The organism is Belnapia moabensis DSM 16746, assembly GCF_000745835.1.
GTDB lineage: Bacteria > Pseudomonadota > Alphaproteobacteria > Acetobacterales > Acetobacteraceae > Belnapia > Belnapia moabensis.
In genome coordinates this window covers 117,939-140,458 of sequence record NZ_JQKB01000002.1, presented here as the reverse complement: position 1 = coordinate 140,458, position 22,520 = coordinate 117,939, and the positions used below count along the sequence as shown (strand labels likewise).

The window sequence follows — 22,520 nt, the reverse complement described above, 5'->3', positions numbered from 1 at the left end:
CGTCAGGCCTTGGCCGCCGGCTTCCGGGCCGGGGCCTTGGGGGCGGGCTTGGCCTTGGCAGCGGGCTTCTTAGCCGCCGCCGCGGCCGGCTTCCGCGCCGCGGGCTTGGCGGCCGCCTTGCGCGGGGTGGGCTTGGCCGGCGCCGGCTCGGCACCGTTCGCCTTGGCCGCGTCCGCCTTGGCGGCCGGCTTCGCCGCCTTGCCCTTGCCCTTGGCGCCCTTTCCCTTCGGCACCAGCTCCTTGCCCTTCTCGGCCAGCAGGGCGACGGTCTCCTCCAGCGTCGCATCCTCCATGACGAGGTTGCGCGGCAGGTTGGCCACCATCTTGCCATGCTGGGCATAGGGCCCGAAGCGACCCTTGCGGATTTCGACCGGGGAACCGTCCTTCGGATGCGGCCCGACGAAGCGGACCTTGGCACGGGCCTTGGCGAGCAGCTCCATCGCCCGGTTCATGCCAAGCGAGAGCACATCATCCCCCGGCTCCAGCGACTGGAAGATGGAACCCACCTTGATATAGGGGCCGAAGCGGCCGAGCCCGGCCTGGATCTCCTCTCCGCTCTCCGGGTCTCGCCCGACGACGCGCGGCAAGGATAGCAGCTTCAGCGCCCGGTCCAGGTCGAGCGTGTCCGGGTCCATGTCACGCGTCAGGCTGGCGCGGCGGGGCTTGGTCGGCTTGCCCTTGGCATCCGTACCGCCCTCGCCGAGCTGAACATAGACGCCATAGGGGCCACGGCGGACCGTCACCTTCTCGCCGGTGGCCGGATCCGTGCCGAGCTCGCGGGGGCCTTCGGTCAGGCCGGTCGAGCCCTCGCCCTCGGCGCCGGGGGCGATGAGAGGGCGCGTGTAGCGGCATTCCGGGTAGTTCGAGCAGCCGATGAAGGCGCCCGTTCGCCCGAGGCGCAGCCCCAGCCGGCCGCCGGAGCAGGCCGGGCAGACGCGCGGGTCGGTGCCGTCGCCGCGCTCGGGGAAGAAATGCGGCCCCAGCTCCTCGTCCAGCGTGTCGATGACGTCGCTGATCTTCAGGTCCTTGGTGGCATCTACCGCCTTGCGGAAATCGTCCCAGAAGGCGCGCATCACCGCGCGCCAATCGATCTTGCCGCCGGAGATGTCGTCGAGCTGCTCCTCGAGCCCGGCGGTGAAGCCGGTATCGACATAGCGCTCGAAGAAATGGACCAGGAAAGTGGTGACGAGCCGCCCGCGGTCCTCGGGGAAGAAGCGGCGCTTGTCGAGCTTCACATAGTCCCGGTCCTGCAAGGTCTGCAGGATGGACGCATAGGTCGAGGGCCGGCCGATGCCGAGCTCCTCCAGCTTCTTCACCAGCGTCGCCTCGGAGAAACGCGGCGGCGGCTGGGTGAAGTGCTGCAGCGCCGAGACCTCGCCGCGCTTCAGCGGGTCGCGCTCGCGCATCGGCGGCAGGGTGCGGCTTTCCTCGTCCTCGTGTGCGCCGGTGACAAGGCCGGCGCGGGCATCGGCGGCGCGGTCGTCCTCATCCTCGCGGTAGAGCTTGAGGAAGCCGTCGAAGGCGATGACGGAGCCGGTCGCGCGCAGCACGGTCCTGCGGTTGTCATCGGCGATCTCGACCGTGGTCTGGTCGAGCTCGGCCGACTGCATCTGGCTGGCGACGGCGCGCTTCCAGATCAGCTCGTAGAGCTTGCGCTGCCGGTCGTCGAGGAAGCGGGAGACGCGCTCCGGCGTGTTGCCCACATCGGTCGGGCGGATCGCCTCATGCGCCTCCTGGGCGTTCTTCGCCTTGGAGGAGTATTCGCGCGGTGCGGAGGGCAGGTAATCGGGCCCGAAATCGCTCTTCACATGGTCGCGGATGGCGGCGATCGCCTCGCGCGCCATCTGCACGCCATCGGTCCGCATATAGGTGATGAGACCGACCGTCTCGCCCTGGATGTCGACGCCCTCATAGAGCTGCTGGGCGGTGCGCATCGTCTGCTGCGCGCCCATGCCGAGCTTGCGGCTGGCTTCCTGCTGCAAGGTCGAGGTGGTGAAGGGGGCGGGCGGGTTGCGGCGGACGCGGCGCTTCTCGACCGAAACGACCGAGAAGGTTCCCGCCTCGACGGCAGCCTTGGCGCGCATGGCGCTTGCCTCGTCCGGCAGGTCGAACTGGTCGAGCTTCTTGCCGTCGAGATGCGTCAGCCGCGCGGTGAAGGGCGCGCCCTGCGGCGTCGTGAAGCGACCCTCGACCGTCCAGTACTCACGGGCCTTGAAGGCCTCGATCTCCGCCTCGCGCTCGCAGATGAGGCGAAGCGCCACGGATTGCACGCGGCCGGCCGAGCGGCTGCCGGGCAGCTTCCGCCAAAGCACCGGCGAGAGGGTGAAACCCACCAGGTAGTCGAGCGCGCGGCGCGCGAGGTAGGCGTCGATCAGCGGCGCATCCAGGTCGCGCGGATGGGCGATGGCGTGCTGGATGGCGCGCTTGGTGATCTCGTTGAAGGTGATGCGCCGGACCTCGACGCCTTTCAGCGCGCCCTTCCGCGCCAGCATGTCCTGGACGTGCCAGGAGATTGCCTCGCCTTCGCGGTCAGGGTCGGTGGCGAGGAAAAGGCGCCGGGCGCCCTTCAGGGCGCGGGCGATTTCGTTGACCTGGCGTTCGCCACGATCCTCCGCCTCCCAGTCCATGGCGAAGTCTTCGTCGGGACGGACCGAGCCGTCCTTCGGCGGCAGGTCGCGCACATGGCCGAAGCTGGCGAGGACCTTGTAGTCCCCCCCGAGGTACTTGTTGATCGTCTTGGCCTTGGCGGGCGATTCGACAACGACGACGTCCGTCATGGACTCCAGTCCCCCTGGCCTTCGCGGCCGGGTGCATAAGTTCCGGTCCCGGCGCCCTTCCGTCAGGCCTGGCCGGTGAGCGCCACGCGGTTGCCCGGCAACATCTCTACCCGCCCGGCCAATTCGAATTCGAGAAGGATCGTCTGGACCGCGGAGGGCGACAGGTGGCAGCGCCGCACCACCTCGTCAACCGCTATGGGAGCGGCGCCAAGCAATTCAAAGACTTGTCCTGCCTCCCCGGGCGGAAGAGCCTGGGCGGGCGGAGCCTTGAGCTCCGGGCGCGGGGTGAAGAGGGGCTCGGCATGCGGTGCCTCGGGCAGGTTCGGCAGCACGTCCTCGGCCGATTCGGTGAGATGGGCGCCCTGGCGGATGAGGTCGTTCGAGCCGCGGCAGCGCTGGTCGAGCGGATTGCCGGGCACGGCGAAGAGTTCCCGCCCCAATTCCAGCCCGAGCCGCGCCGTGATGAGGCTGCCCGAGCGTTGCGCCGCCTCCACCACCACGACGCCCATGGCGAGCGCCGCGACGATCCGGTTCCGCCGCGGGAAGTGCTGGGCAAGGGGCGCAGTGCCGAGCGGCGCCTCGGCGAGCACGGCTCCGCCCTCGGCGACGATGCGCGCCTGCAGCGCCGCATGTTCGGCTGGATAGGGACGGTCGAGCCCGGTAGCGACGACGGCCACCGTCCGCCCTTCCCGCATCGCGCCGATATGGGCCGCGGCATCGATCCCGCGCGCCATGCCGGAGACGATGACGAGCCCGGCCTTGGCCAGATCCGCGGCGAGGGCGTCGGCGACCCGCCGGCCGGCGGTGGAGGCGCTGCGGGCACCGACGATCGCCACAGCGCGCGGCGCGAGCGCCGCCGCATTGCCGAGCAGGGCGATGGCCGGCGGCGGGTCGTAGAGCGTCTCCAGCAAGGGCGGATAGCCGGGCAGGCCGACAAAAAGGAATCGCCCGCCCAGCTTGGCAACAGCCGCCATCTCCCGCTCCGCGACGCTGGCGGGGGGCGGGACAAGCTTGCCCTTGCTGAATTCCGGCAAGGCCTCAAGCGCCTTGCGGGCCGTGCCGAAGCGGTCGAGCAAGCGTTGGAAGATCTGCGGCCCAAGCCCTTCGGTGCGGGCAAGGCGAAGGCGGTCGAGCGTATCGGCGGTCATCGGCACAGCCATGGTTCAGCGGCCAGGAACCATGGCCTTCCGCCGAAGTCCAGTTTTTCGTTTCGACTTACTTACGACCGATCCGCGGCTCCGTTCCCGCCAGCAGGCGCTCGATATTCGCCCGGTGCCGGATGACGACCAGCAGGGCGATCCCCGCGCTGAAGAGCGCCAGGTCATGCCGCCCCGCCACCAGCGCCAGCACCGGCGCCGCGACGCAGGCGACGAGCGCGCTCGCCGAGGAGATGCGCGTGAGAAAGGCCGTCGCCAGCCAGACCAGCGCCGCACCGAGGCCAAGCCACCAAGCCGCCGCCAGCAGCACGCCGCCGCCCGTCGCCACGCTCTTGCCGCCCCTGAAGCCAAGCCAGGCCGGGAAGGCATGGCCCAGCACGGCGCCGAAGCCGGCCGCCAGCCCCGCCTGCTCGCCCCAGAGGCTGCCTGCTACCCACAATGCAAGCGCCCCCTTGGCGATATCGAGCGCCAAGGTCGCGGCGGCGAGCGACTTGTTGCCCGTCCGCAGCACATTGGTCGCGCCGATGCTGCCGGAGCCGATGGCGCGGACGTCACCGAGGCCGGCGGTGCGCACCAGCAGCAGCCCCCAGGGCACGGAGCCCAGCAGATAGCCGAGCAGTAGGGCGAACAGCAGGCTCATGCGCTGTAAACCCTCCGGCCAGCCTTCCAAGTGCCGACTACCCGACCCTCCAGCGCCCGTCCATCGAAGGGCGAGTTCTGTGCCTTGCCGGGCAAGGCGCCGGCCTTCACCTGCCAGCCGCGATCGAGCTCGAACAGCACCAGGTCGGCCGCCGCCCCCTTGGCCAGCCGCCCGATCGGCAAGCCGAGCAGCCCCGCCGGCCGCGCCGTCAGCAGTCCGAGCGCCTGGAGCAGCGGCAGGTCCCCGCCATGGACCCGGGCAAGGGTGACGCCGAGCAGCGTGGCGAGGCCGGCGCCGCCTGCCTCGGCCTGGGCGAAGGGCAGGCGCTTGTCGTCGGCATCATGCGGCTGGTGGTCCGAGGCGATGGCGTCGACGGTGCCGTCCTGCATCGCCGCGACCACAGCCAGTCGGTCCGCCTCCGGCCGCAGCGGCGGGGAAAGCTTGGCATAGGTGCGGTAGTCGCCGATCGCCGTCTCGTTCAGGTCGAAATAGGGCGGTGCCGTGTCGCAGGTGACGGCGAGCCCTTCGGCCTTCGCGGCGCGGATCAGGTCGAGCGCCGCACGAGTACTGACATGGGCGAAATGCACATGCCCGCCGGTGAGGCGCGAAAGGGCGATGTCGCGCTGCACCATCATCGCCTCGGCCGCCGCCGGGATGCCGGGCAGGCCGAGCCGCGTCGCCAGCTCGCCCTCGGTCGCGGCGCCGCCAGCGGCGAGGCCTGGCTCCTCCGGATGCTGCACCACCATCCGTCCGAAGGCTCGAGCATAGGAGAGGGCGAGGCGCATGGTCCGCGCATGGCCTATTGCCCGCCGCCCGTCCGTGAGGGCGACGGCACCGGCCTCCAGCAGCAGCCCGTATTCGGCGATTTCCCGACCCTCGCAACGCTTGGTGGCGGCGGCATAGGGGAGGAGGGTGATGCTGCCCGTCGCTTCGCCGCGGCGGAGGACGAACTGCACTAGGGCCGGGTCGTCCAGCGCCGGATCGGTATCCGGCAGGACGCAAAGCGTAGTGATGCCCCCTGCAACGGCAGCCGCTGCGGCGGAAGCGATGGTTTCGCGGTGCTCCGCCCCCGGCTCGCCGATGGCGGCGCGGAGATCGACAAAGCCCGGGGCGAGGCAGGCGCCATGGGCCTCGACGATCTCGGCGCCCTCGGGGCGGGAGAGGTTGGGGCCGTGGTCGAGGATCAGCCCGCCTCGGACGAGGAGGTCGCCCGGCGCGTCGAGGCCGGTCGCGGGGTCGAGCAGGCGGGCGCCCGCGATCAACAGGTCACGCATTGCGGCGAAGGTCCCGCGCCAGCACATCCAGCACCGCCATCCGGCAGGCGACGCCCATCTCCACCTGCTCGCCGATGACGCTCCGCTCCGGGTCGTCGGCGATGGCGCTGTCGATCTCGATGCCGCGGTTCATCGGCCCCGGATGCATCACCATCGCATCCGGCTTTGCCCAGCCGAGCTTCTCCCGGTCGAGGCCGAAGAAACGGAAGAACTCGCGCGAGGAGGGGACGAGGCCGCCCGTCATCCGCTCCTTCTGCAGGCGCAGCATCATGACCACATCGGCGCCAGCAAGGCCCGCCTTCATGTCGTGGAAGACCTCGACGCCAAGCCGCGCTGCCTCGGCGGGTATGAGAGTGGGTGGGCCGATAACGCGGACGCGGGCATTCATCGCCGTCAGCAGGTGGATATTGGAGCGGGAGACACGGCTATGGAGCACGTCGCCGCAGATGGCGACCACCAGCCCCTCCAGCCTGCCCTTGCGGCGGCGGATGGTGAGCGCATCCAGCAGCGCCTGGGTCGGGTGCTCATGGGTGCCGTCCCCCGCGTTGATGACGCTCGCCGAGACCTTCTGCGAGAGCAGGGCAGGCGCCCCGGACTGGGCATGGCGGACCACCAGCAGATCGCAATGCATGGCGTTCAGCGTGGTTGCCGTGTCGATCAACGTCTCGCCCTTGTTCACCGAGGAGTTGGAGACGGACATGTTGATCACATCCGCACCCAGCCGCTTGCCGGCCAGCTCGAAGCTGGTGCGCGTCCGGGTGCTGTCCTCGAAGAAGAGGTTGATGAGGGTCCTGCCCTTGAGCAGGTCCCGCTGGGTCTTCCCCTGGCGGTTGAGCAGGGCATAGCTCTCGGCCAGGTCGAGCAGGGCGCCGATATGCGGCGGCTCCAGCCCCTCGATGGCGAGGAGATGGCCATCGGGGAGGATGGGGAAGGAAAAGGACATCCAGGACTCGCCGCTCTCAGGTCGGCGGGACACTAGCGGCGGGGCGGCTGGCATCCAAGGCCGCCTGCAGCATATAGGCGGCCGCCGCCGCATCCACCGCCGCAGCCCGCTTCGCCCGGCTGAGATCGGCCTCGACCATCATCCGGTTCACCGCCGCGCTCGACAGCCGCTCGTCCCACATGGCGACCGGCAGGCCGACCGCTGCCGCCACCGCCATGGCCCAGTCCTTCGCCGCCTGCGCTGCCGGCCCGAAGCTGCCATCCATGGAGAGCGGCAGGCCGGCGACCAGCCCGCCCACCCCCTCCTTCGCAACGATCGCCCGCAGTTCCGCGGCATTGGTGGCAAGCTTCCCCCGCTTCAGGCTGCCATAGGGGCTGGCCAGCAGCAGCGAGGCATCGGACAGGGCGAGGCCGACCAGCTTGCTCCCCGGGTCGAGCCCGAGCAGGCGTTGCCCTCGGGGAAGGGCCGATCGGAGGTCGGTCAGGTTGAAGAGCGCCATGCGGGGCCTTATAGCCCCCTCTCTCGTGCAGACTGGAATGGCCCATGTCCCTCGATATCGCGACGGTCCGCCGCATCGCCGCCCTGGCCCGCATCCGGCTGGAGGAGGGCGAGCTCGCCCAGGCCCAGGCGGAGCTGAACGGCATCCTTGGCTGGATCGAGCAACTGCAGGCTGTGAATACCGAGGGCGTGGAGCCGATGGCCGGTGGCGGCGCCGTCGCGCTCCGCCCGCGGCCGGATGCCGTCACCGATGGCGGCATCGCGGACAAGATCCTCGCCAATGCGCCCGACCGTCAGGGCGAGTATTTCGGCGTCCCCAAGGTGGTGGAATAAGATGCACCCGACCGACTTCACCCTACGCGGCGCCATCGACGCCCTGAACGAGGGCGTCATCAGCTCGGTCGAGCTGACGACTGCGCATCTCGACGCGATCGCGGCGCTGAACCCGCGGCTCAACGCCTATATCACCGTCACCGGCGAACAGGCGCTGGAGCAGGCCCGCGCCAGCGATGCGCGGCGCAAGGAGGGCGTCACCGGTCCGCTCGAGGGCGTGCCGCTCGCCATCAAGGACCTGTTCTGCACGGCGGGGACGCTGACCACGGCCGGCAGCCGCATCCTCGGCAATTTCACCCCACCCTATGAGAGCACAGTATCCGGCAACCTGCTCAGGGACGGTGCGGTCTTCCTCGGCAAGGCGAATCTCGACGAATTCGCCATGGGGTCGTCGAACACCACCAGCGCCTCCGGGCCGGTTGAGAACCCCTGGTCACGCGCCAACGACCCGGACACGCGGCTGGTGCCCGGCGGCTCCTCCGGCGGCTCTGCGGCCGCCGTCGCGGCGCGGTTGGCGCTCGGCGCGACGGCAACGGATACCGGCGGCTCCATCCGCCAACCGGCCGCCTTCTGCGGCATCGCCGGCATCAAGCCGACCTATGGCCGTTGCAGCCGCTTCGGCATCGTCGCCTTCGCCTCCTCGCTCGACCAGGCGGGGCCCGTCGCCCGCACCGTCGAGGATTGCGCCATCCTGCTGAAGTCCATGGCGGGCTTCGACCCGAAGGACAGCACCAGCGCCGACATGCCGGTGCCCGACTTCGCCGCCGCCTGCGCCCGCGGCGTGAAGGGTCTGCGCATCGGCGTGCCGAAGGAGTACCGACTGGAGGGCACGCCGCCCGAGATCGAGGCGCTTTGGGAACAGGGCCTCGCCTGGCTGCGCGCGCAGGGGGCGGAGATGGTCGAGATCAGCCTGCCGCACACGCAGTACGCGCTGCCGACCTACTACATCGTCGCCCCGGCCGAGGCCTCCTCCAACCTCGCCCGCTATGACGGCGTGCGCTTCGGCCTGCGCGTCACGGAACCGGGCAGCGACCTGCGCGACCTCTATGAACGGACGCGGGCGCAGGGCTTCGGCGCCGAGGTCCGTCGGCGCATCCTGATCGGCACCTATGTGCTGAGCGCCGGCTATTACGACGCCTATTACCTGAAGGCGCAGAAGATCCGCGCCCTCATCAAGCGCGACTTCGACGAGGCTTTTGCGAAGGTCGACGCCATCGTCACCCCGGCCACGCCCTCCGCCGCCTTCGGCATGGATGAGAAGCAGGACGACCCAGTGAAGATGTACCTCAACGACGTCTTCACCGTGACGGCGAACCTCGCCGGCCTGCCGGGCCTCGCCGTGCCGGCCGGGCTGGATGCGCAGGGCCTTCCGCTCGGCCTGCAGGTGATCGGGAAGGCCTTCGACGAGGAGACGGTCTTCGCCGTCGGTACGGCGATCGAGCAGGCGGCGAATTTCACTGCCTTGCCGCGTCTGCGGGCGGGTGCCTAGCATGCTCGACATGGACCGCAGCATCGAGGCGATCCACGCCGCCGCGGCTGGGCGCCGCTTCATCAGCTATGGCCAGATCGCCCGGGCGAGCGACGTGCCGTGGAGCATGTCCGTTCGCAGCCAGATGCGGCCTCATCTGGAGGGCGTCTGCGGCAAGATGCTGCAGGACGCGGGCGCCATGGTCTCGGCCATCGTCGTCAACCAGGATAATCTGCAGACCGGCACGCTCGACCCGCAATCCCTGTCCGGTTTCGCCAATTGTGCGAGGCGGCTTGGCTTCGGCATCGTCGAGGACCGGGAGGCATTCCTCCGTGAACAGCAGCGCCTGACCTTCGGTTGGGGCGCAAGGACGGCAAGCGCATGACCTATGTGATCGAGGGCCGCACGGGCCCCTGGGAAGTCGTCATCGGCCTCGAGGTCCATGCCCAGGTCACTTCGCAGGCCAAGCTGTTCAGCGGCGCCGCCACCGAATTCGGCGCCGCGCCGAACAGCCAGGTCTCCTTCGTCGATGCCGGCTTCCCCGGCATGCTGCCCGTCATCAACCAGGAATGCGTGGCCCAGGCGGTGCGCACCGGGCTCGGGCTGAAGGCGGAGATCCATCTCTGGTCGCGCTTCGACCGGAAGAACTACTTCTATGCCGACCTGCCGCAGGGCTACCAGATCAGCCAGTTTGCCCACCCGATCGTCGGCACCGGCACCGTCGAGATCACGCTGGCCGATGGCAGCACCAAGCAAATCGACATCACCCGGCTGCATCTTGAGCAGGATGCCGGCAAGTCGCTGCACGACCAGCATCCGAGCAAGTCCTTCATCGACCTGAACCGCTCCGGCGTCGCGCTGATGGAGATCGTCTCCGAGCCCGACATGCGCTCGCCGGAGGAGGCGGGGGCCTATCTCACCAAGCTGCGGCAGATCCTCCGCTATCTCGGCACCTGCGACGGCAACATGGACGAGGGCTCCATGCGGGCCGACGTCAACGTCTCCGTCCGCAAGCCGGGGGAGGGGTTCCGTACCCGCTGCGAGGTGAAGAACGTCAACTCCATCCGCTTCGTCATGCAGGCGGTGGAGGCCGAGGCGCGGCGCCAGATCGAGGTCTGGGAGGAGGGCGGCGCGGTCGAGCAGGAGACCCGGCTGTTCGATACCGGCCGCGGCGTCACCCGCAGCATGCGCTCCAAGGAGGATGCGCATGACTACCGCTACTTCCCCGACCCGGACCTGCCGCCGCTGGTGCTGGAGGCCGATTGGGTCGAGAGCCTGAAGGCCTCGCTGCCCGAGCTGCCGGACGAGCGTCGCGCCCGCTACGTCGCCATGGGCCTCTCGCCCTACGACGCCCATGTGCTGACGCTGGAGCGGGAGACGGCCGCCTTCTTCGAAGCCGTGGCCAAGGGGCGCGACGCCAAGACCGTGGCGAATTGGGTGACCGGCGACTTCTTCGCCGCCCTGAACCGCACCGGCCTCGGCGTGGAGGAGAGCCCGGTCAGCGCCGCGGCCCTCGGCGAGCTGCTGGACCTGATCGCCGACAAGACCATCAACGGGAAGATCGCCAAGGACGTGTTGGCGATCATGTTCGAGACCGGCGAGCGGCCGGGCGCCATCGTCGATGCGCGCGGCCTGCGTCAGGTGGTCGATACCGGCGCCATCGAGGCGGCGATCGCCCGGGTGATGGAAGCCAATGCCGACAAGGTCGCGGAGTACCGCAGCGGCAAGGACAAGCTCTTCGGCTTCTTCGTCGGCCAGGTGATGAAGGCGATGCAGGGCAAGGGCAACCCGGCCCTGGTCAATGAGGTGCTGAAGCAGAAGCTGGCCTGAGAAGGGGTTACAACCCTTCTCTACTTGAGTTTGAGTGGCGCCCTCGGGGGGAAAGGGCGCCGCCTTGCCTCAGGGAGAAGCAGCTACCGCCGCGTTGAGCTCCTTCGCCATGCCCGGGATGAGCACGGCATCGGCCAGGGCCCAGGTGCTGGTGGCAACGAAGCCGAGCAGGCCAAGGCCGCTCCAGATCAGCGGAACAGAGAGCACGGTGATGGCGGCCATGCCCGCAGCCGAGAGGTTCCGGCCCAGATAGAAGCGGTGCAGGCCGAACAGGCCGAAAACGGCCCAGATCAGATAGGCGAGCGTCACCGACTTTCGGCGCGCAGCCGGAAGCGTCATTGCCAGCATGAAAACCATTCCCCCAAAGCGCAGGGCCGCCACCATTTCCCCTGGCCGGTCCTGCACGCACAGGTTGCGGCATGTCCCAGGCAATGGGAAGCGGCTACAATGTTCCGCGCGCGGGTTCGTGGTCACAGGTGGCGCCGGTGCAACACTGCGCCGCCGCTCGCCAGCCCTTTCGGCCTCGGTTAGGCTTGCTCCAACGCATTCGGGACGGAGCACCATGATCAAGTTGCATACCTGGAACACGCCGAACGGCCGCAAGATCAGCGTCGCGCTTGAGGAAATGGGCCTGCCCTACACGGTGAAGACCGTGAACATCACCAAGGGTGAACAATTCGACCCAGCCTTCCTCGCCTTCAGCCCGAACAACCGCATCCCGGCGATCATCGATCAGGACGGGCCGGGCGGCCAACCCATCACCGTCTTCGAGAGCGGCGCGATTCTTATCTACCTCGCCGAGAAGACGGGGAAATTCATGCCCCGCGACCTGCGCGCCCGGGTGCCTGTGCTGGAATGGCTGATGTGGCAGATGGGCGGATTCGGCCCCATGCCTGGCCAGGTCCACCACTTCCTGATGCAGCCCGACGGTCCGGCCAAGGACTACGGCTTCAACCGCTACCACACCGAGACGAAGCGCCTCTACGGCGTGCTCGACCGGCGCCTGGCCGGGCGCGACTACGTGGCGACCGAGGGCGAGCCGAGCATCGCCGATTTCGCCATCCTCGGCTGGACCTGGCGGCATGAGCGGCATCAGGTCCCCTTCGACGACCTGCCGAACGTCGCCGCGTGGTATGGGCGGATGATGGCCCGGCCGGCGACCGCCAAGGGTTTCGAGGTCCATCTCGGCTGAACGCGGTTTCACTCGCCAGGCGGGGCGGCTCGGGCATGCTGGGCGGATGAGCCTTCGCCTCCGCCTGCTCGCCCTCGCCCTGCTGCCCGGCCTCGCCGCCTGCTCCCTCGGCGGGAGCATCGCCGAGAACAGCATCGCCTATAACGGCACCATGCAGGCGGCGACGGATACGCTGCTGGTGATCAACGTGCTGCGCGCGCGGGACCAGGCGCCGCTGCATTTCTCGACCATCGGCGCCATCCATGGCGCCTTCACCCTCTCCGCCGGCTTCGGCTACGACCTCAGCCAGTCGACCGGCCTCGCCCAGCCGGCGCTGCTGGCCTCGACCAATCCGAGCTTCGACATCGGCCCGCTCGACCGGCAGGAATTCGCCCGCGGCCTGCTGCGGCCGATCGACCCGGTGCTGCTCCGCCTGCTCTCCGACCAGGGCCTGCCGGACCAGGTGCTGCTCTATTTGCTCGTCTCCAAATTCGACGAGGGGCCCGGCGGCCGTATCGTCACCAACGACCCTGCCCGCCGCCAGGCGCTGGACCTGGAAGCCGAGGCCGCCTGCGCCTCGGCCGGCATCGAGGCCAAGCCGCCCTGCGATCCCTTCCAGGCCATGGTCGACCGGCTGACCCGCTTCGGCCGGCTCCGCTTCAACGGCTATACCCGCCTGATCCCGCTCGGCTCGCCGCTCAACCGGGCAGAGGCGACGGCGCCCGACCGCCTCAGCATGCTGAAGGAGCCCGGCATCACACTGCGCCGGGCCGGGGAGGGATGGCAGCTCTACCGCGCTGTGAACCAGTTGGTGATCTGCGTGCCCGGCCGCCCCGGCTCCTCGCCGCCCTTCATGCCCTCGCCCTCGGCAACGAGCCGCCGCAGATATCCCCCATCACCCAGGAAGGCGACCCCTGCAATGCCGATGAGGTGGCCGACCACGCCATCCAGGCTGGCCGCGCCGCGCCGCGCCGCGCCGCAGGGCCTCGCCTGGTATCTGCGGTCGGTGGATGAAATCCTACACTATCTCGGCGCCGTTCAGAGGCGGGAGGAAGGGGGCATCGCCTACCACGTCTCCATCCCCCAACCGGGCGGCGGCCAGGCCAGGCCAGGCCAGGCCGAGGCTCTTCCGCCTCTGGCAGCAGCCGCCCGCCCGCCCGTGGCTCGCCGCCGATTACGGCGGCACGCGCTGGTACGTGGCACAGCAGGACGAGGCGGAGGACCAGACGCTCCGGGTGCTGGCGCTGACTACCCAGCTCCTCAACCTGCAGAAATCGGCGGGGGAGATTCCCTCCTCGGGTACGCTGCGCCTGGTTCGTTAGGCGCCCAGCCGGTCGATCATCGTCGCTCCGCCCTTCATGACGAAGGGGATGCGCTCGCCCTGGCCGGTGAGCACGCCGATATCGGCCAGCGGGTCGCCATCGACGAGGATCAGGTCCGCCAACGCCCCCGGTGCCACCACGCCGAGCGCGCCCTCCTGGTTGAGCAGCGCCGCCGCCACGCTCGTCGCGCTCCGCAGCACATCCGCCGCCGGCAGCACCTGGCGCCGGATGACGAACTCATCCGATTGCCGCCGGTGCATGGCGCCGAGCAGGTCGGTCCCGAGCGCCATCCGCACCCCGGCGCGGGCCAGGATCTCGAGGCTGCCGAGCCCCGCATCCTTCACGCTGGCGAGCTTCGCCATGCTCTCCTTCGGCAGGCCGAGCGCCGGCCCTTCCTCCTCCAGCGCGTCATAGGTGACGAGGGTCGGGACGGCGAAGGCGCCGCGCTCCGCCATGAAGGCCGCCGTCTCCGCATCGATCAGATTGGCATGCTCGATCGAGCGCACGCCGAGCCGCACCGCGCGATGGATGCTCTCCGGCGTATAGGCATGGGCGAGGACATAGCTGCGCCAGGCCTTCGCCTCCCAGACCGCGCAGGCGATCTCCTCGTCGCTGTATTGCAGGGCGTAGATCGGGTCCGAGGGCGAGGCGACGCCGCCGCTCGCCATGATCTTGATGGCATGCGCCCCGCGCTTCAGCTCGCCCCGCACCGCCTTCCGCACCTCGTCCACGCCATCGGCGATGACGCCTAGCGCCATGGTGGGCGCGCAGCAGCCGCAGAACTGGTCGAGCATGGTGTTCGGCCGCATGTCGCCATGACCGCCGGTCGGCGACAGCGCCCGGCCCGGATAGAACAGCCGCGGCCCAGCGATCAGCCCCGTCTCGCAGGCGATGGCGAGGCCCCAATCGGCGCCGCCCGCATCGCGGATGGTGGTGAAGCCGCGCTGTAGCGACTGCCGTAGCCGCTCGGCCGCCTGCAGGGCCTGGAGGCTGCGCGGCAGCCGCTCCAGCCGGCCGAGATCGGCCTCGCTGCCGTAAGCGTGCACATGCGCGTCGATCAGCCCCGGCATCAGCGTCCGCCCGCCGCAATCAACGACGCGCGCCGCGGTGCTGGCGATCGGACGGTCGGCGAGTTCCTTGATCCGCTCGCCCTCGACCAGCAGCTCCATCCCTTCGGCAAGCTGGCCGGCGAGACCATCGAACAGGCGGAAATTGCGGAACAGCGTGCCGGTCATGGGGCGCCTCGTCGATCTTCGGCATGAGCATCGCGCATTGCGCCGGCTTGCGCCATCCACCCCGACGTCTCACTATAACATACTGAAATTAAATAATAAATACCTGAACATATCAATAGCCGTGGATGATGCAGAGATGAACAGCTATCGAGTTGTCGCAGTTGTTTCACTCCTCCTCGCCGATGCGGCGCGGGCGGAGGAGCCGGCCTTCGAGCTGCCCGACCTCGTCGTGCAGTCGCGCAGCCTCGACGTGGCGCGCAACGCCATCGCTCCGAGCCTCGGCGCCAGCCGCTACGAGATCGACCGCGAGACCATCCAGAAGCTGCCCGGCGGCGAGAATGCCCGCCTGACCGACGTGTTGCTCCAGGCGCCGGGTGTGGTGCAGGAGGCCTTCGGCGACCTGCATGTCCGCGGCGACCACCGCAACCTGCAGTACCGCGTCAACGGCGTGCTGCTGCCGGAGGCGATCAGCGGCTTCAACCAGCTCTTCGACGCACGGGCGCTGCGCAGCGTCTCGCTCATCACTGGCGCGCTGCCGGCGCAATTCGGCTACCGCACGGCGGGCGTGGTCGATATGCAGCTCCGCTCCGGGCGCGAGGATCCGGGTGGCAGCCTGGGCGTCTATGGCGGCAGCTTTGGCACCATCCAGCCGAGCGCCAGCTATGGCGGCAGCGCCGGGCCGGTCGAGTATTTCGGCACCCTCTCCGGCTTCCGCAGCGACCGCGGCTTCGAGAACCCGACGCCGGGGCCGGATGGCATCCACAACCGCACCAACCAGCTTCGGGGCCTGATCCATGCCGCCGTGCCGGTCGGCGACCGCAGCCGCATCTCGCTCATCGCCGGCAGCATGTATTCCACCTATCAGGTGCCGAACACGCCGGGGCTGCGCCCGGACTTCACCGCCTACGGGCAATCCGCCTTCGACAGCGCCGACCTCCGCGCGCGGCAGGTGCAGCGCAACAGCTTCGCCATCCTCGCCGGCCAGCACAGCATCGGCGATGCGGATCTGCAGCTTTCGGCCTTCATTCGCCGCTCCTCCATCCGCTACCGGCCGGATGGGCTCGGCGACCTGCTCTTCGACGGTGCGGCGAGCACGGTGGGGCGCGAGAGCCTCTCCTACGGCACCCAGGGCGATGCCGCATGGCGGCTCCATCCCGAGCACACGCTGCGCGCCGGCTTTTTCCTCTCCCAGGACACCACGCGCAGCGTGACCGACAGCACGCTGCTGCCGCTCGATGGCTTCGGCCAGGCCTTCGACGCCCCCTTCAACCTGCGCGAAGCTGGCCGCGTCCGGCAGACCCTGTTCGGCGTCTATGTGCAGGATGAGTGGCGCATCACCGACCGCGTCACGCTCAATGCCGGCGGGAGGTTCGACATCGTCTCCGGCATCGTCGAGGCCTCGCAATTCAGCCCGCGCGCCAACCTGGTCTGGACGCCGGATGAGGACACCACCATCGCCCTCGGCTATGCCCGCTACTTCACCCCGCCGCCGGCGGAGCTGGTCGGCACCATCGACATCGCCCGCTACCGCGGCACCACCCTGCAACCCGCGACCCAGCAGGCCGACCCGGTCCAGCCCGAACGCGCTCACTACCTCAATCTCGGACTCCGCCGTCGAGTGACCGAGAGCCTGACTCTCGGCATCGAGGCCTATGGCCGCTCAGTCGAGGACATGCAGGATCTCGGGCAGTTCGGCCGCGCCTATGTCTTCTCGCCCTACAACTACCGCCGCGGCCGGGTCTACGGCACGGAGCTGACGGCCGATTGGCGCCAGGGGCCCTGGCGGCTCTACGGCAACCTTTCCATCTCGCGCTCGGAGGGGAGGGGCCTCGTCTCCAACCAGTATTTTTGGTCTCCGGACGAACTCGCCCAAATCCGCCGGAAATGGGTCCGCACCGACCATGACCAGCTTCTTACCGGGTCGGCCGGCGCCGCCTACGAGGCCTGGGAAGGCGGTACCCTGTCCGGCTCCCTCGTCTATGGGAGCGGTATGCGGAAGGGCTTCGCCAATAGCGAGGTGATGACGCCCTATCTCACCGTCAATCTCGGCGTGTCGCAGCGCCTGACCCAGCCGGATGGCGGCGCCTGGACGCTGCGCTTCGACGTGATCAACCTCTTTGACCGCGGCTACCAGCTGCGCGACGGAACGGGCATCGGCGTCGGGGCGCCGCAATACGGGATGCGGCGGGGGTTCTTCGCCGGGTTGTCGCGGGCGATCTAGCGGTTGAGGGGAGCGCTGCTCCCCTCAAGCTCCCCTCGCCAGGCCGGAACCCGGCCTGGACCGGTCTGGGTTTGGGGGCGGGCCGGCGGCGGGCTATTCTGCCCGGCACAAAGGGGAGAAACGCCGATGCTGGACCTGCCAGCCCTTGTCGCCGAGCTTAATGCGCTGCTGCGCCTAAGAACCACCGTCATCGGCATGAAGATGTACGAGACCGTCGCCGAGATGGAGGCCATCCCCCGCATCCGCCGCCCGAAGACGGTCCACGCCACCGACCAGATCGTCAGCATGGCCTCCCGCCTCGGCTGGACTGTCGGCATCACCGGCGAGGACCTGGTCGGCTCGCAATGCCGCGCCGTCATCGGCCTCGGCCCACAGGACGAGGAATGGCGCCGCGGCGAGAAATATGTCGGCATCTGGCACGGCACCCAGGAGGACGCCCAGGCCCGGCAGGAGGCCCTCGATGTCGTCCCCCACGGCCGCTACCAGGCGATGGCGGTCAGCCCCCTCGAGTCCGGCCGCATCCCCGATCCCGACATCGCCCTGGTCTATGCGACGCCCGGCCAGATGATCATCCTCATCAACGGCTTGCAGTATCGCAACTACCGGAAGTTTGAATGGAGCGTTGCCGGTGAGAGCGCCTGCGCCGATAGCTGGGGCCGTGCGTTGAAGACCGGCGAGCCGAGCCTCTCTCTCCCCTGCTATGCCGAGCGCCGCTATGGCGGCGTCCCCGACGAGGAGATGCTGATGGCACTCAAGCCGGCCGACCTGCGAAGCGCCGTCGATGGCATGAAGGCCCTGGCGAAGAACGGTCTCCGCTACCCAATCCCGCCCTACGGTATCCAGAACGACCCTTCGGCCGGGATGGGCGTCAGCTACGCCAAGCCCTGAGTGGCCGGCAGCCGCATGGTGCAACGCACCCCGCCGGGGGCGAAGTCCAGCGTCACCGCCCCGCGGATCTGTCCGGCGAGGCCGCCCTCCAGCAGCCGGGTCCCCATGCCGCGGCGGCCGGGGCGGCCCTGCACCGGCGGCCCGCCGCTCTCCTCCCAGCGGAGCAGGTGCCAGGCCTGGCCCTCGCCATCCGTCTCCGCCTCGCCCCAAAAGAGCCTGACCCGCCCCGCATCGGTGGAGAGGGCGCCATGCTTCACCGCATTGGTCGCCAGCTCATGCAAGGCGATGCCGAGCGCCACGGCCCCGTTGGCCGGCAACGTGACATCGGGCCCGGCGATGCTGATCCGCCCCGGCTCGATATGCGGGGCCAACGCCTCCCGTGCGACCAGCTCGAGGGTGGTTCCGGTCCAGCCCTGACGGAACAGGGCGTCATGGGCGCGCGACAGCGCATGCAGCCGGCCGAGGAAATTCGGGTGGAATTCCTCGGCGCTGCGGGAATTGCGCCGCGTCTGCTCCGCCATGGCGGCCACCACGGCGAGGGTGTTCTTGATGCGATGGGTCAGCTCCGCCACCAGCTCGTCCCGCTGGTCGAGCGCCTGCTTCATCTCGGTGACGTCGATGCAGGATCCGAAATAACCGGCAAAGCGGCCGGCAATCTCGTAGGGCCTGCCATTGTCCAGCAGCCAGCGCCAGGCCCCGTCATGCCGGCGCAGGCGGTATTGCATGCTGAACGGGCGCCGTGCGTCGAAAGCCTCCGTGTAGATCGTGAGGCAGCGGTCGAAATCGTCGGGATGAACGCCTTCGGCCCAGCCGAAGCCAAGCTCCTGCTCCACCGTCCGGCCGGTGAAATCGAGCCAAGGCCTGTTGACAAAATCGCAGGCCTTGCTTGGGTCCGCGCGCCAGACCATGACCGGCGCATTGTCGGCGAGAAGGCGGAACCGGGCATCGCCTTCGGGCATTCCTGGTTTCCTTCGCAAGGGCGCATGAGCCTAGGTCGCCGACACGCCCAGCGCCAGCGCCTCGGCTCAGGAGGGGGACTGGATCAGGGACAGCAATTCGCGACGGGTATCGGGATTGTCGCGGAAGGCGCCCAGCATCCGGCTGGTAACCATCGTCACGCCCGTCTGGTGCACCCCGCGCGTCGTCATGCACTGGTGCGCGCTCTCGATGATGACGGCGACGCCCCGCGGCTGCAGCACCTTGTCGATGGTGTTGGCGATCTGCGCCGTCAGCTTCTCCTGAATCTGAAGCCGCTTGCCATAGGCCTCCACCACCCGTGCCAGCTTGCTGATGCCGACGACGCGGCGGTCCGGAAGGTAGGCGACATGGCAATGGCCGATGATGGGCACCATGTGGTGCTCGCAATAGCTCTCAAGGCGGATGTTCTTGAGCAGGACAATCTCGTCATATCCCTCGACCTCGTCGAAGGTCCGCTCCAGCAGCGCCACCGGGTCGACCTGGTAGCCGGAGAAGAGCTCCTCATAGGCGCGGGTGACCCGGGCAGGGGTGTCGAGCAGCCCCTCCCGCGTCGGGTCGTCGCAGGCCCAGCGGATCAGGGTGCGAACGGCATCCTCGGCCTCGGCCCGGCTTGGGCGCTCGGGGGGGATGGACATGGTGTACCTCCGGCGGTTGCGATGCGGGCCGCGCCCGGCACCGAAGCGCCCTCTCTACTCCGCCGGCGCCGCCACCGCCACGCTTTGCCGCTTCCGCCGCCCCACCCCGTCGAGCGCCAGGTAGACCACCGGCGTGGTATAGAGCGTCAGCAGCTGCGACAGCAGCAGCCCGCCGATGATGGTGATGCCGAGCGGGTGCCGCAGCTCCGACCCGGCCCCCGTGGCCATGGCCAGCGGCACCGCGCCGAAGACGGCGGCCAGCGTCGTCATCAGGATCGGCCGGAAGCGTTCCCGGCAGGCCGCCATGATCGCCTCCATCCCGCCGATCCCTTCGCTCCGCTCATGCTCCAGGGCGAAGTCCACCATCATGATGGCGTTCTTCTTCACGATGCCCATCAGCAGGATCACGCCGATCAGGGCGATGACGGTGAAGGGCGTGTCCGTCACCAGCAGCGCCAGCAACGCGCCGATGCCCGCCGTCGGCAGGGTCGAGAGGATGGTGATCGGGTGCAGCAGGTGCTCGTAGAGCACGCCGAGCACGATATAGATGGTCAACAGCGCCGCCAGGATCAGCAGCGGCTGGTCGCGGGCGAAGGACTGGAAGGCCTTGGCATTGCCGGCGAATTCCGTCCGCATCCCATCCGGCAGCCCGGCTTCCTGCGCCGCCCGCTGCACCGCTTCCGCCGCCTGGCCGATCGACATCCCTTCGCCAAGGTTGAAGGTGATCGTGGCCGCCGGATACTGCCCCTGATGCGTCACCGCCAGTGGTGCCGTCGTCCGGCTCAACCGCACGAGGCTCGACAGCGGCACCTGCGTTCCGCCTGCGCCCGGCACATAGACATCGTCCACCTGCTCGGGGAATTGCTGTAGCCCCGGCTCCAGCTCCAGCACCACGCGGTACTGGTTGCGGGCGCGATAGATGATCGAGACCTGGCGTTGCGCGAAGCCGCTGTTCAGCGCCGAGGCAATGGCCGAGACGCTGACGCCGAGCCGTGCCGCCGCATCCCGGTCGATCTCCAGCCGCGTGACGAGCCCGGCGCGCTGCTGGTCGGAGGAGACGTCGGTGATGCCCGGGACGGTGCGCAGCCTCTGCACCAGCACCTCCGACCAGGCCTCCAGCCCTTCCAGGTCCGGCGAGAGCAGCACGAACTGGAACTGCGCGTTCCCCGCCCGCCCGCCAAGGCTGATGTCCTGCACGGCGCGGAGGAAGGTTTGCATGCCGGGGATGCCGTTCAGCGGCCTCCGCAGCCGGTCGATCACCTGGGCCGCAGAGACATTGTCCCGCTCCGCCAGCGGCTTCAGGCTGAGGAAGATGCGCCCCTGGTTGCCCGACGAATTGCCCCCGCCGCCGCCGACCTGGGAGGCGATGCTGGCCACAGCCGGGTCGCGCATCAGCACCTGCACCACCCGTTCCTGCAGCACCTGCATCGTCTGGAAGGAGGTATCCGGCGGCGCCCGCGTCGTGCCGATGATGAGGCCGGTATCCTGGTCGGGAAAGAAGCCCTTGGGGACAATGACATAAAGCCAGACCGTCAGCCCGATCAGCGCGAGGGTGAACACCAGCATGATCCGCCGGAAGCGCAGCACATGCCGCAGCGACCAGAGATAGCCACGCGTCATCCGCTCCATCCCCGCATCGACGAGGCGGATCACGAGCCCCGGCCGGTGCGGCCCGCTGCGCGCCAGCCACGCTGCCATCATCGGCGTCAGGGTGAGGGAGATGACGCCCGAGATGGCGACGGCGATGGCGAGCGTCGCCGAGAATTCCCGGAACAGCCGCCCTACGATGCCGCCCATGAAGAGCAGCGGGATGAAAACGGCGATGAGCGAGACGGTGATCGAGACGACGGTGAAGCCGATCTGCCGCGCGCCCACGAGCGCCGCCTCCAGCGGCTTCATGCCGCGCTCCATCAGCCGCGCCATGTTCTCGATCATGACGATGGCGTCGTCCACCACGAAGCCGACCGAGATGGTGAGCGCCATGAGCGAGAGGTTGTCGAGCGAGTAGCCGACCAGCCACATCACCACCAGCGTGCCGAGCAGCGAGAGCGGCACCGAAGCGCCCGCCGCCGCGACGGCCGAGGTCCGCCCGAGGAAGAGCGCCACGACCAGGATGACGAGGGCGATCGAGATCAGCAGCGTCAGCTGCACCTCATGCACGCTGGCGCGGATCGTCTCCGACCGGTCGCGGATGGTGGTGATGCGCACGCCGCCCGGCAGCCAGCGCTCCACCTCCGGCAGCAGGCGCTGGATGCCGTCCACCACCTCAATGACATTGGCGTCCGGCTGCTTGAAGATGATCATCAGCACCGCCGGCCGGCCATCGACCGAGCCGCCCTGCCGCCTGTCCCGCACGTCGAGCGCGACGCGGGCGACGGAGGAGATGCGGACGAGGGCGCCGTTCGCCGATTTCAGCGTGATCCCGGCAAACTCCTCCGGCGTGTTCAGCCGGTCGTTGACGACGATGGCGGCGGATTGCTGCGAGCCGTCGATCAGCCCCGTCGCCTGGGTGACGTTGTTGTTGGCGATCGCCCGGCGTATGTCCTCGAGCCCCACCCTGGCCGCCCTGGCCGCCGCGGGATCGACCGTGACGCGCACCGCCGGCTGCTCGGCGCCCGCGATCAGCACCTGCGCGACGCCCGGCACCTGGGCGATGCGCGGCGCGACCAGGCTGTCGGCCGCGTCGTAGACCTGGCCCGGCGTCACCGTATCGGCACCGAGCGACATGATGAGCACCGGCGCGTCGCCCGGATTGGCCTTGCGGAAATAGGGCGGGATGGCGAGTCCCGCCGGCAGGTCGCTGCCCGCCGCGTTGATCGCCGCCTGCACGTCCCGCGCCGCGCCCTCGACGCTGCGGGAGAGGTCGAATTGCACGACGATGGAGGTGGCGCCGAGCGAGGAGGTGGAGGTCATCTCCGTCACGCCCGCGATGGCGCCGAGCCTCCGCTCCAGCGGCGCCGCGACGGAGGAGGCCATGGTCGCCGGGTCCGCCCCCGGCTGCCCGGCGCCGATGACGATGGTCGGCAGGTCGACGCTCGGCAGCGGCGCGACGGGGAGCGCGAAATAGGAGACGATGCCCGCCAGCGCGATGCCGATGGCGAGCAATGCTGTCGCGATCGGCCGGTGGATGAAGGGCTCGGAGATCGACAC

The 22,520-nt window shown here is 69.2% G+C and carries 20 protein-coding genes; 8 read left to right on the top strand and 12 right to left on the bottom strand.

Features of this window, described 5'->3' with window-relative positions:
* Nucleotides 1-2: 2 nt before the first annotated feature.
* The 6 genes from topA to ruvX all read right to left on the bottom strand — a co-directional run bounded on the left by topA (nucleotide 3) and on the right by ruvX (nucleotide 7,290).
* Nucleotides 3-2,777, bottom strand: a complete 2,775-nt coding sequence (gene topA, locus EP26_RS01675; protein WP_043334996.1) for a type I DNA topoisomerase — start codon at nucleotides 2,775-2,777, stop codon at nucleotides 3-5.
* Between the two features lie 62 nt (nucleotides 2,778-2,839).
* Nucleotides 2,840-3,925 carry a DNA-processing protein DprA gene (dprA, locus tag EP26_RS01670; RefSeq protein WP_043335157.1) on the bottom strand — a complete coding sequence of 362 codons (1,086 nt, stop codon included), beginning with the start codon at nucleotides 3,923-3,925 and terminating at the stop codon, nucleotides 2,840-2,842.
* Between the two features lie 67 nt (nucleotides 3,926-3,992).
* A complete protein-coding gene (gene plsY / locus EP26_RS01665) occupies nucleotides 3,993-4,574 on the bottom strand; it encodes a glycerol-3-phosphate 1-O-acyltransferase PlsY (protein WP_043334994.1) in 582 nt (193 codons plus the stop codon).
* Nucleotides 4,571-5,848 carry a dihydroorotase gene (locus tag EP26_RS01660; RefSeq protein ID WP_043335156.1) on the bottom strand — a complete coding sequence of 426 codons (1,278 nt, stop codon included), beginning with the start codon at nucleotides 5,846-5,848 and terminating at the stop codon, nucleotides 4,571-4,573. Before EP26_RS01660 ends, plsY begins: the two co-directional genes overlap by 4 nt.
* Nucleotides 5,841-6,791 (bottom strand): aspartate carbamoyltransferase catalytic subunit, encoded by a 951-nt coding sequence (locus EP26_RS01655; RefSeq protein WP_043334992.1) that lies wholly within the window; start codon nucleotides 6,789-6,791, stop codon nucleotides 5,841-5,843. The genes EP26_RS01660 and EP26_RS01655 overlap by 8 nt, the downstream gene beginning before the upstream one ends.
* Nucleotides 6,792-6,807: 16 nt before the next feature.
* A complete protein-coding gene (ruvX, locus tag EP26_RS01650; protein WP_043334988.1) occupies nucleotides 6,808-7,290 on the bottom strand; it encodes a Holliday junction resolvase RuvX in 483 nt (160 codons plus the stop codon).
* A gap of 44 nt (nucleotides 7,291-7,334) precedes the next feature.
* Between ruvX and gatC the strand changes: the two genes are divergently transcribed.
* Genes gatC through gatB form a run of 4 tightly spaced genes read left to right on the top strand, consistent with a single transcriptional unit; the run spans nucleotide 7,335 to nucleotide 10,920 of the window.
* Nucleotides 7,335-7,622: an Asp-tRNA(Asn)/Glu-tRNA(Gln) amidotransferase subunit GatC gene (gene gatC / locus EP26_RS01645; RefSeq protein ID WP_043334985.1), complete on the top strand. Its 288-nt coding sequence runs from the start codon at nucleotides 7,335-7,337 to the stop codon at nucleotides 7,620-7,622.
* Between the two features lies 1 nt (nucleotide 7,623).
* Nucleotides 7,624-9,111 (top strand): Asp-tRNA(Asn)/Glu-tRNA(Gln) amidotransferase subunit GatA, encoded by a 1,488-nt coding sequence (gene gatA, locus EP26_RS01640; RefSeq protein WP_043334982.1) that lies wholly within the window; start codon nucleotides 7,624-7,626, stop codon nucleotides 9,109-9,111.
* A 1-nt stretch (nucleotide 9,112) separates the two neighbouring features.
* A complete protein-coding gene (locus tag EP26_RS01635) occupies nucleotides 9,113-9,475 on the top strand; it encodes a hypothetical protein (protein WP_043334978.1) in 363 nt (120 codons plus the stop codon).
* Complete coding sequence (gene gatB / locus EP26_RS01630; RefSeq protein WP_043335155.1) at nucleotides 9,472-10,920, top strand: Asp-tRNA(Asn)/Glu-tRNA(Gln) amidotransferase subunit GatB; 1,449 nt, start codon at nucleotides 9,472-9,474, stop codon at nucleotides 10,918-10,920. Before EP26_RS01635 ends, gatB begins: the two co-directional genes overlap by 4 nt.
* 69 nt (nucleotides 10,921-10,989) lie before the next feature.
* Here the strand turns inward: gatB and EP26_RS01625 are convergent, their stop codons facing one another.
* Nucleotides 10,990-11,304, bottom strand: a complete 315-nt coding sequence (locus EP26_RS01625) for a TM2 domain-containing protein (protein WP_211259349.1) — start codon at nucleotides 11,302-11,304, stop codon at nucleotides 10,990-10,992.
* 178 nt (nucleotides 11,305-11,482) lie between these two features.
* Between EP26_RS01625 and EP26_RS01620 the strand changes: the two genes are divergently transcribed.
* Nucleotides 11,483-12,112 (top strand): glutathione S-transferase family protein, encoded by a 630-nt coding sequence (locus EP26_RS01620; protein WP_043334976.1) that lies wholly within the window; start codon nucleotides 11,483-11,485, stop codon nucleotides 12,110-12,112.
* A 768-nt stretch (nucleotides 12,113-12,880) separates the two neighbouring features.
* On the opposite strand, the gene EP26_RS34585 is transcribed toward EP26_RS01620, so the two are convergent.
* Nucleotides 12,881-13,033 (bottom strand): hypothetical protein, encoded by a 153-nt coding sequence (locus EP26_RS34585; protein WP_157033374.1) that lies wholly within the window; start codon nucleotides 13,031-13,033, stop codon nucleotides 12,881-12,883.
* A gap of 68 nt (nucleotides 13,034-13,101) precedes the next feature.
* Here EP26_RS34585 and EP26_RS01615 point away from each other — a divergent pair, with 68 nt between their 5' ends.
* Nucleotides 13,102-13,413 carry a hypothetical protein gene (locus tag EP26_RS01615; protein WP_043334975.1) on the top strand — a complete coding sequence of 104 codons (312 nt, stop codon included), beginning with the start codon at nucleotides 13,102-13,104 and terminating at the stop codon, nucleotides 13,411-13,413.
* On the opposite strand, the gene EP26_RS01610 is transcribed toward EP26_RS01615, so the two are convergent.
* The gene (locus EP26_RS01610) at nucleotides 13,410-14,648 is read right to left on the bottom strand and encodes a metal-dependent hydrolase family protein (protein WP_043334973.1); all 1,239 of its coding nucleotides are present in this window, start codon (nucleotides 14,646-14,648) and stop codon (nucleotides 13,410-13,412) included. The genes EP26_RS01615 and EP26_RS01610 overlap by 4 nt on opposite strands.
* 136 nt (nucleotides 14,649-14,784) lie before the next feature.
* On the opposite strand from EP26_RS01610, the gene EP26_RS01605 reads away from it, so the two are divergent.
* Complete coding sequence (locus EP26_RS01605) at nucleotides 14,785-16,869, top strand: TonB-dependent receptor (protein ID WP_052388673.1); 2,085 nt, start codon at nucleotides 14,785-14,787, stop codon at nucleotides 16,867-16,869.
* Nucleotides 16,870-16,995: 126 nt separating this feature from the next.
* Complete coding sequence (locus EP26_RS01600) at nucleotides 16,996-17,757, top strand: DUF169 domain-containing protein (RefSeq protein WP_043334970.1); 762 nt, start codon at nucleotides 16,996-16,998, stop codon at nucleotides 17,755-17,757.
* On the opposite strand, the gene EP26_RS01595 is transcribed toward EP26_RS01600, so the two are convergent.
* The 3 genes from EP26_RS01595 to EP26_RS01585 all read right to left on the bottom strand — a co-directional run bounded on the left by EP26_RS01595 (nucleotide 17,742) and on the right by EP26_RS01585 (nucleotide 22,520).
* Nucleotides 17,742-18,716 carry a sensor histidine kinase gene (locus EP26_RS01595; RefSeq protein WP_052388672.1) on the bottom strand — a complete coding sequence of 325 codons (975 nt, stop codon included), beginning with the start codon at nucleotides 18,714-18,716 and terminating at the stop codon, nucleotides 17,742-17,744. The genes EP26_RS01600 and EP26_RS01595 overlap by 16 nt on opposite strands.
* Before the next feature lie 66 nt (nucleotides 18,717-18,782).
* A complete protein-coding gene (gene folE, locus EP26_RS01590) occupies nucleotides 18,783-19,370 on the bottom strand; it encodes a GTP cyclohydrolase I FolE (RefSeq protein ID WP_043334966.1) in 588 nt (195 codons plus the stop codon).
* Between the two features lie 54 nt (nucleotides 19,371-19,424).
* A complete protein-coding gene (locus tag EP26_RS01585; RefSeq protein ID WP_043334964.1) occupies nucleotides 19,425-22,520 on the bottom strand; it encodes an efflux RND transporter permease subunit in 3,096 nt (1,031 codons plus the stop codon).

Excerpts from the sequence above, each read along its gene's own strand:
- topA (WP_043334996.1), bottom strand. The coding sequence starts at position 2,777 with ATGACGGACGTCGTCGTTGTCGAATCGCCCGCCAAGGCCAAGACGATC.
- dprA (WP_043335157.1), bottom strand. The coding sequence starts at position 3,925 with ATGACCGCCGATACGCTCGACCGCCTTCGCCTTGCCCGCACCGAAGGG.
- plsY (WP_043334994.1), bottom strand. The coding sequence starts at position 4,574 with ATGAGCCTGCTGTTCGCCCTACTGCTCGGCTATCTGCTGGGCTCCGTG.
- EP26_RS01660 (WP_043335156.1), bottom strand. The coding sequence starts at position 5,848 with ATGCGTGACCTGTTGATCGCGGGCGCCCGCCTGCTCGACCCCGCGACC.
- EP26_RS01655 (WP_043334992.1), bottom strand. The coding sequence starts at position 6,791 with ATGTCCTTTTCCTTCCCCATCCTCCCCGATGGCCATCTCCTCGCCATC.
- ruvX (WP_043334988.1), bottom strand. The coding sequence starts at position 7,290 with ATGGCGCTCTTCAACCTGACCGACCTCCGATCGGCCCTTCCCCGAGGG.
- gatC (WP_043334985.1), top strand. The coding sequence starts at position 7,335 with ATGTCCCTCGATATCGCGACGGTCCGCCGCATCGCCGCCCTGGCCCGC.
- gatA (WP_043334982.1), top strand. The coding sequence starts at position 7,624 with ATGCACCCGACCGACTTCACCCTACGCGGCGCCATCGACGCCCTGAAC.
- EP26_RS01635 (WP_043334978.1), top strand. The coding sequence starts at position 9,113 with ATGCTCGACATGGACCGCAGCATCGAGGCGATCCACGCCGCCGCGGCT.
- gatB (WP_043335155.1), top strand. The coding sequence starts at position 9,472 with ATGACCTATGTGATCGAGGGCCGCACGGGCCCCTGGGAAGTCGTCATC.
- EP26_RS01625 (WP_211259349.1), bottom strand. The coding sequence starts at position 11,304 with ATGGTGGCGGCCCTGCGCTTTGGGGGAATGGTTTTCATGCTGGCAATG.
- EP26_RS01620 (WP_043334976.1), top strand. The coding sequence starts at position 11,483 with ATGATCAAGTTGCATACCTGGAACACGCCGAACGGCCGCAAGATCAGC.
- EP26_RS01615 (WP_043334975.1), top strand. The coding sequence starts at position 13,102 with ATGAAATCCTACACTATCTCGGCGCCGTTCAGAGGCGGGAGGAAGGGG.
- EP26_RS01610 (WP_043334973.1), bottom strand. The coding sequence starts at position 14,648 with ATGACCGGCACGCTGTTCCGCAATTTCCGCCTGTTCGATGGTCTCGCC.
- EP26_RS01605 (WP_052388673.1), top strand. The coding sequence starts at position 14,785 with ATGAACAGCTATCGAGTTGTCGCAGTTGTTTCACTCCTCCTCGCCGAT.
- EP26_RS01600 (WP_043334970.1), top strand. The coding sequence starts at position 16,996 with ATGCTGGACCTGCCAGCCCTTGTCGCCGAGCTTAATGCGCTGCTGCGC.
- EP26_RS01595 (WP_052388672.1), bottom strand. The coding sequence starts at position 18,716 with ATGCCCGAAGGCGATGCCCGGTTCCGCCTTCTCGCCGACAATGCGCCG.
- folE (WP_043334966.1), bottom strand. The coding sequence starts at position 19,370 with ATGTCCATCCCCCCCGAGCGCCCAAGCCGGGCCGAGGCCGAGGATGCC.